General features: G+C 53.8%; 10 protein-coding genes and 1 pseudogene. 6 read left to right on the plus strand and 5 right to left on the minus strand.

The features are described 5' to 3' along the window. The first annotated feature begins 237 nt into the window (after nucleotides 1-237). The gene (locus tag GKAS_RS13180; RefSeq protein WP_035894799.1) at nucleotides 238-666 is read left to right on the plus strand and encodes a FosA family fosfomycin resistance glutathione transferase; all 429 of its coding nucleotides are present in this window, start codon (nucleotides 238-240) and stop codon (nucleotides 664-666) included. Here the strand turns inward: GKAS_RS13180 and GKAS_RS13185 are convergent. From GKAS_RS13185 to GKAS_RS13195, 3 genes are read right to left on the minus strand one after another with little or no spacing between them, the layout of a single operon-like run. Beyond that, nucleotides 663-1,181 carry a FidL-like protein gene (locus GKAS_RS13185; RefSeq protein WP_035894785.1) on the minus strand — a complete coding sequence of 173 codons (519 nt, stop codon included), beginning with the start codon at nucleotides 1,179-1,181 and terminating at the stop codon, nucleotides 663-665. The genes GKAS_RS13180 and GKAS_RS13185 overlap by 4 nt on opposite strands. Beyond that, the gene (locus GKAS_RS13190) at nucleotides 1,181-1,981 is read right to left on the minus strand and encodes a winged helix-turn-helix domain-containing protein (RefSeq protein WP_035894786.1); all 801 of its coding nucleotides are present in this window, start codon (nucleotides 1,979-1,981) and stop codon (nucleotides 1,181-1,183) included. Before GKAS_RS13190 ends, GKAS_RS13185 begins: the two co-directional genes overlap by 1 nt. Before the next feature lie 20 nt (nucleotides 1,982-2,001). Further along, entirely contained in the window at nucleotides 2,002-2,580 is a 579-nt protein-coding gene (locus GKAS_RS13195) for a TetR/AcrR family transcriptional regulator (RefSeq protein WP_035894787.1), read from the minus strand. Between the two features lie 207 nt (nucleotides 2,581-2,787). Between GKAS_RS13195 and GKAS_RS13200 the strand changes: the two genes are divergently transcribed. Then, complete coding sequence (locus GKAS_RS13200) at nucleotides 2,788-3,093, plus strand: type II toxin-antitoxin system RelE/ParE family toxin (protein ID WP_035894788.1); 306 nt, start codon at nucleotides 2,788-2,790, stop codon at nucleotides 3,091-3,093. A 66-nt stretch (nucleotides 3,094-3,159) separates the two neighbouring features. Continuing rightward, nucleotides 3,160-3,501 (plus strand): HigA family addiction module antitoxin, encoded by a 342-nt coding sequence (locus GKAS_RS13205; protein WP_035894789.1) that lies wholly within the window; start codon nucleotides 3,160-3,162, stop codon nucleotides 3,499-3,501. Between the two features lie 83 nt (nucleotides 3,502-3,584). Here GKAS_RS13205 and GKAS_RS13210 read toward each other — a convergent pair whose 3' ends face one another. Then, complete coding sequence (locus GKAS_RS13210) at nucleotides 3,585-3,836, minus strand: hypothetical protein (protein ID WP_035894791.1); 252 nt, start codon at nucleotides 3,834-3,836, stop codon at nucleotides 3,585-3,587. 5 nt (nucleotides 3,837-3,841) lie between these two features. Beyond that, complete coding sequence (locus tag GKAS_RS13215) at nucleotides 3,842-4,252, minus strand: Spy/CpxP family protein refolding chaperone (RefSeq protein WP_035894792.1); 411 nt, start codon at nucleotides 4,250-4,252, stop codon at nucleotides 3,842-3,844. 428 nt (nucleotides 4,253-4,680) lie between these two features. Here GKAS_RS13215 and GKAS_RS13220 point away from each other — a divergent pair, with 428 nt between their 5' ends. The 3 genes and pseudogenes from GKAS_RS13220 to GKAS_RS13230 all read left to right on the plus strand — a co-directional run. Beyond that, nucleotides 4,681-5,508, plus strand: coding sequence for an ABC transporter substrate-binding protein (locus GKAS_RS13220; protein WP_035894793.1), 828 nt, complete (start codon nucleotides 4,681-4,683; stop codon nucleotides 5,506-5,508). A gap of 1 nt (nucleotide 5,509) precedes the next feature. Beyond that, nucleotides 5,510-6,328 (plus strand): amino acid ABC transporter ATP-binding protein, encoded by an 819-nt coding sequence (locus tag GKAS_RS13225; protein WP_035894794.1) that lies wholly within the window; start codon nucleotides 5,510-5,512, stop codon nucleotides 6,326-6,328. Continuing rightward, nucleotides 6,328-6,655: pseudogene (locus GKAS_RS13230) on the plus strand (ABC transporter permease subunit); the annotation flags it as partial. The gene GKAS_RS13225 and the pseudogene GKAS_RS13230, both read left to right, overlap by 1 nt.

Genomic DNA, 6,655 nt, shown 5'->3' on the forward strand with positions numbered 1-6,655 from the left:
CGCGTGGCGTTCTCTGGAAATGTTATGAGGTTGCTAAATTTATTCAAAAGTCGGGTAACATGGCGTAGGGGCAACTGTGGTGGGGTTCAAATTCTGGCGGTGAAGCTAAACGCAAAAGATGCGGTCTTTTATAAGGGATAAGCGGTGGGGAAAAGAGCATGCGCGATGGATCACAGTTTGCCGTCGATACAAAGGGGGCGCACGCGTCCGAACAACGTCAATCTATCAGAGGGTCTTATGCTGAGTGGACTTAACCATTTGACTCTGGCGGTCAGCGACCTGACGCCAAGCGTCGACTTTTATCACCAGCTATTGGGAATGCGCCTGCACGCCCGCTGGGACGGTGGGGCATATTTGTCGTGTGGAGAGCAGTGGCTTTGCCTGTCGCTGGATGCGCTGCGCCACAAAATAGCACCCGAGAAGAGCGACTATACGCACTATGCCTTTAGCGTGGCGGAAGCTGATTTTGCATCGATGACCGAGCGGTTGGCGCAGGTCGGAGTGGTGGTGTGGAAGGATAACCGCAGCGAGGGGGCGTCGTACTATTTTCTCGACCCGGACGGGCACAAGCTGGAGCTACACGTTGGCAGCCTCGCGCAGCGGCTGGCCGCCTGCCGGGAACGTCCCTATCAAGGCATGGTTTTTTATGAGGACGGCGACGTTTAATTCAGCGCGCTGCCGGATTTCAGCGTGCAAATCCACAGCGGTGAGTTGATGGAACTCAGCAGAATGGCTTTATCGTTGAGCTTCTGGGCGTTGAGAAACAGCCCGTCGTGGCTGTCGGACATCTCGCGCATAAAGTAGGCGAAAATCACGTCCGGGGATTCATCGATAGACGAGGCGCTGGACTCCCACTGGTTGATGCGATAGTGACGTTCCGTCGCGGAAATGCGTTTGCTGCTGTAGCTGAATTTGACGTAGCGTTGCAGATAGAGCCAACCAGCGGCCGAATCGGTATAACCCTCGACCACCATTGAGCCTTTGCCGTGGCCGCCAAAGTTAAAGTGAATGTTACCGTTCACGTTCTCTTTATCCATATTTTCAAAACGCATGATCCCTTTGGTGGAGCAGCTCATTACGCCAGCGTTTTCATCGGGCAGCAGACGCCAGGCGCTAAACCCGGCGACCACGATAAACACGAGCAGAGAAAGGGCAAAGAACGTACGCGGCGCGAGTTTCATCATGGTTTCCATGAATAGTAAAAGTAGTTGTCACAGTAGCTAAACGGATTGTCTTCATGCATCGCGCAATGGGCGAGGAACACGCGTCCCAGGCCGTTGGTCTCCAGTCTGTCGCCGTAGAAGAAGAGAAAACGTTCGCCGGGTTTGCACTCGACCTTCAGCCGCTGACGCACCTCATCGAAATTTTTCACGTAGGCGCTGGCGCTGACCGAGCGCAGCATCTCATCGCTGGCGAGCAATTCACACTGGCTATGGGTGATTTGGCTCAGTGAGATGGGGTGCGACTCTCGCATGCCCACCAGACTCAGGATAAGCAGCAACAGCGCAATGGTCAGCAGACAGGCACCTGCGATATACCAGCAGGCACCGCGCGCATGCGCCGTAGCGGGAGGGGTTTCCTGTGGTGTCTCAGGCGCGGCTTCAGGGATGATGAGCGGCGGTTCCTGCGTTAGTACGGGCGGCGAAAGTTCATCCAGCGCTTCAATCACCACATCTGGGTTGAGCTGCAGGTAGCCGCGCGACACCGTGACGATAATGTTATCGACGCCGTAGTGGCGGAAGGTTTTGCGCAGCATGCTCAGATATTGATTCAGGTTGCTGTTTGACGAGGTTAATCCGTTGTCATCCCAGACTTTTTTAAGCACCTCTTCCCGGCTGACGATACCGGTGTGACGCAAAAAGAAAAACAGCAGGGCGCTTGCGGTGATCGACAGCTGGCTGTCCGGCTCAGCGCTTTGCGGCAGCGTTATCGTGCCATCCGTTGCATCATAAATAAAACGGGCATTGATGTTGTAGCGCATCGCGGCCTCAGCCTTGTGCTTCACGCGGGAAGCGTCATCTTATTAAGAGATTCGACCAACGTTCGTCGGTGTTCGGCGCACATGGTGATCCCTTCCGTAAGTTCAGATAACCAGATGCCGTCTGCCGTATAGCGCACCAGCGTACCGGTGGGACTATTGTCCAGCGCATCGCCGTGCGCCAGGTGTTCCAGCATCCAGTCACGCCAGCATTTTCGCAGCACCGGTTCATCCGGCATGGCCAGCGACAGCACCATTAACTGGCGACTTTCGTGCGTATCCGTCAGGTCAGCAAGGTAGTTCAGATAGGCGCGAGTAAAGCGGCCATAGCTGACGCCATCCTGCTGCATCAATGCGACGATCGCTTCTTCCATAATCGCCAGCAGGCGGGTAAACAGCGCGTAAATCAGCGCCTGCTTATTGGGAAAGTGGTGAATCAATCCGCCTTTACTGACCCCGGCTTCGCGGGCGACAGCGTTCAGCGACAGGGCGGCGATGCCGTCCCGTCCAGCAATCATCGCCGCTGACTCCAGCAGCAGCTGATATAAACGGACCGGATCTTTTTTGCGGTGTTGGGTTTCCATATTCATGGCCCGAATCATACCGACCAGACGGTATGTTCCTTTTTGACAGCGATCAAAGCGAGGGGGATGTCCGCATAGAGATTATGGGTAATGCGTGAGAGGTCACAATTTGTTGTAGAAATCAGGCGGTTTCAGTCATACCAGCGCTTTAAAATAATGATGCACTTGCGCACAGTGCATTGGTGCGTTATTGTTTTGATAAGGTAGTTAGGGAGGTGCAATGGAATGCCGAGTATGCTTGTAAACATTGGAAGCTTTCGAGATGACTGGCTTGCGGATTTTTTTAAACATGCAACACCACATAAAAAAATCCCCTCAGACATACATGCATCTCTGGCCAGGAAGCTAGATATCATTAATGCAGCGGTAACTTACCAAGACTTGAAGTCGCCGCCCGGTAACCGTTATGAGGAACTTGAGGGAAAACTCAAAGATTATTCTTCAATAAGGGTTAACAAGCAGTACCGATTAATTTTCCAGTGGGCAAATGGTAAAGCACACGATCTTTATTTAGATCCACATGAATACTAATCAAAAGAACTAATCGGCTTAGCCATTTTTATTGCCGCTAAGCCGTCGACTATCATGGAGTAAATTATGAATCAAGCAACCAGAAAGCCGACTACGGTAGGGGACATCCTTCTGTTTGAATACCTGGAGCCGCTTGACCTTAAAATCAACGAACTGGCGGAAATGCTGCAGGTACACCGCAACACGGTAAGCGCGCTAGTGAACAATAATCGTAAGCTGACTATTGATATGGCGTTTCGCCTGGCTAAAGCGTTTGATACCTCGGCTGCATTTTGGATTAATTTACAGGCTGCTGTCGATGTATGGGAAACCGAAAACGACGCTCGTCTTCAGGTTGAACTCAATAAAATTATTACGGCAGAAGATTTCCTGGCTGCACGCGCGAAAGCGAATGAGAAAGCAGCGTAAAACCGAGCTTAAACTCTCTTTTGCTAATGATAAAGGCCGCCGGAATATCTCCCCGCGGCCTTTTTTGTTTTCGCTACCGTGGCTTACTTCTGCACCGCGCTTTTAGCTTTCGCTTTCGCGTTATTACAGGCCGTCTGTTTTTTCGCACAGGCGTCTTTTGCTGCTTGCGCTTCTTTCTGCGCGTTAGCTTTTGCCGTGCTCTTTGCCTGAGCGCACTGGGTTGGATTGTTCTGACAGGCGGTTTTTGCGTTCGCTACTGCCTGGCCGTTGGCCGCATTCGCCGCACCCATTGCCAGCAGCGCGCAGGCGCCTAACATCATCGCGATTTTTTTCATGTTGCTTACTCCGCCGCTGCCTGAGCCAGATCGTTTTGGACCTGCTTACGCTGGTCAGCGGTCAGCACCTGGCTTAAGTCAAAGTAGTATTTCACTTTGTAGTAGCGAACCTGCTGGTCCACTTTGCTGAACGCCGCCAGCTGTTGTTTCACACCCGCTTCATTCCATTTTCCGGACTGGATCATGTCGATGATCATGCCGTCTTTGACATCTTTCATTGAGATGGCCTGGACGTTTTTCTCCAGCTGCTGGTGCAGCGTTTTGATTTTAGAAACCTGAGCATCGGTCAGCTTCAGGTGCTGAACGATTGGGTCCTGAGCTGGCGCAGGGGCGGCGGTGGTATCAGCAGCCTGAGCGGCAAAAGTCGCGCCAGCAAGCGTAGCGACCAGTAAAGCAGTGCGGGTAAATTTTTTCATTGTAGTCATCCATAAAGCATTCAAATTGACGCCGAAGGAAGCGTCAGGCAACGGAGGAAAATCCCCTTATTTATGTCGGGGCAATGATAGGTTGCCAGTCAGTCTGGATGCTCGCGGATTGTTGTGTCAGTTGGTAACGATGGGAAACAATGACTCCAGGGAATCATAACTGTTTACGTATTAAGACCTTCTTAATGTTGCGGTTTTCTTTTCGACCATTTCAGCAGGAAACCCACGCCAATGGAAAGACGAAATTGTGCAAAGCATTTGCGATATCTGGCGATGCTAATCAAATTTTACCTTTAGATAACAATTACTTTCGCCAAATGATATTTGGTTATAAAGCATAGCGAATCGTTATTTGTTCCGCCGATGGCGGTGTGGGAGCGTAAAAAGACAATACAAAAACAGGGGTATCCAGAAAGATTATGGCAAAGACAAAACAGACAGTTGCACAGCTCGCTCTTCTCACCGGTCTAGTGGCCACCGGCCTGACGACCTTCAGCGCGCAGGCCGATCAGCTGGCGGATATTAAGGCCAAGGGCGTAGTCAAAGTGGCCACCTTTGATGCTAACCCGCCGTTTGGTTCCGTGGATGCGAAGACTCACGAACTGGTGGGCTACGACGTTGATTTCGCCAAAGCGCTAGCAAAATCGCTGGGCGTGAAGCTGGAACTGGTGGCGACGAACCCGGCGAACCGTATCCCGCTGCTGCAATCCGGCAAGGCCGATCTGATTGTTGCTGATATCACCATTACCCCGGAGCGCGCGCAGGTTATCGATTTCTCCACCCCATACTTCGTCACCGGTCAGCAGTTCCTGGTACCAGCGACCGGCGGCGATAAGCTCGACGACTACAGCAAAGCGCGCATCGGTGCCGTGAAGGGTACGACCGGCGAGCAAACGCTGCATCAGCGCTTCCCACAGGCGCGCGTGCTCTCTTATGACGACATTCCGCTGGCTTTAACCGCGTTGCGTAACGGCAACGTGCAGGCGATTACCCAGGACAGCACCATTCTGGCGGGCCTGCTGGGCGAAGCGCCGGATAAAGCCAAATTCAAAATCCTGCCGGACTTGCTGAGCAAAGAAGAGATTGGTGTAGGCGTGAAAAAGGGTGAACCGGCACTGCTGAAAGCGGTGAACGATGAGCTGGTGGCGCTTGAGAAATCAGGCGATGCGGCGAAAATCTACGACACCTGGTTTGGCCCTTCCACCAAAGCGCCTCAGCCGCGTTCCTTCACCATAGAAGCAAAATAATATGTTGTCGGCTTTATTCTCTCATTCCGCGGCGAAGTCCGCGGATTTTTCACATCTGCGCAATGCCAGCGTGGCGTTCCGTCAGGCAGTCAAAGCGTACGGTAGTCATCGGGTACTGAACGGCATCGATCTGACGATTAATCCCGGCGAAGTGGTGGCGATCCTCGGGCCTTCGGGTTCGGGGAAATCGACGCTGATACGCCTGATAAACCAGCTTGAAAGCCTTAGCGGCGGTGAGATCCTGATTGACGACAAGCCGACCAGTCAGCTGAGCGGGCGGGCGTTGCGTCAGCTGCGCAGCCGAATTGGTTTCGTCTTTCAGCAGTTCAATCTTTATGCTCATCTCACGGCGGCGCAGAACATCATGCTGGCGCTGGAGTCGGTCCACGGCTGGAAGCGCAGCGATGCTGAGCAGCGCGCGCGGGAGCTACTGCAAAAAGTCGGGCTTGCGGAAAAGGCGGAGGCCATGCCTTCGCAGCTTTCCGGCGGCCAGCAGCAGCGCGTGGCGATTGCACGCGCGCTGGCCTCTTCGCCGCAAATCATCCTGTTTGATGAGCCCACCTCGGCGCTGGATCCGGAAATGATCGGCGAAGTGCTGCACGTCATGCAGTCGCTGGCCCACAGCGGGATCACCATGATTGTGGTGACCCACGAAATGCAGTTTGCCCGCGAAATTGCCGACCGGGTGGTGTTTATTGACGGCGGCGATGTGCTGGAGGTCGCGCCTCCGGCGGAGTTCTTTGCCCGTCCGCAGCATCCGCGCGCACGGCGTTTTCTGCAGAAGGTGCTGGACCCGCTGCACCAGGAGCAGACGGCGTGATGGTGAATTTCGACTGGCAGGGGGTACTGAGCGGGCAGCCTCTACAATGGCTTATCTCGGGCTTTCTCACCACGCTGTGGGTATCACTTGCCGGGATTATGCTGGCAAGCGTACTGGCGGCGCTGTTTTTACTGCTGCGTCTCGCTGGTGGGCGGTTGGGGCAGGGTATCACCGCCTGCTGGGTGTCGCTGTTTCGCAATACGCCGCTGCTGGTACAGCTGCTGTTCTGGTATTTCGCGGCGTGGAACTTCCTGCCGCAGGGGCTGCGGAATTTTTGTCAACGACCCGCACGACTGGTCGATTCCTGCCCGGCAACGTCTGGTGGCT

The sequence above is a fragment of the Kluyvera ascorbata ATCC 33433 genome (assembly GCF_000735365.1).
GTDB classification, from domain to species: domain Bacteria; phylum Pseudomonadota; class Gammaproteobacteria; order Enterobacterales; family Enterobacteriaceae; genus Kluyvera; species Kluyvera ascorbata.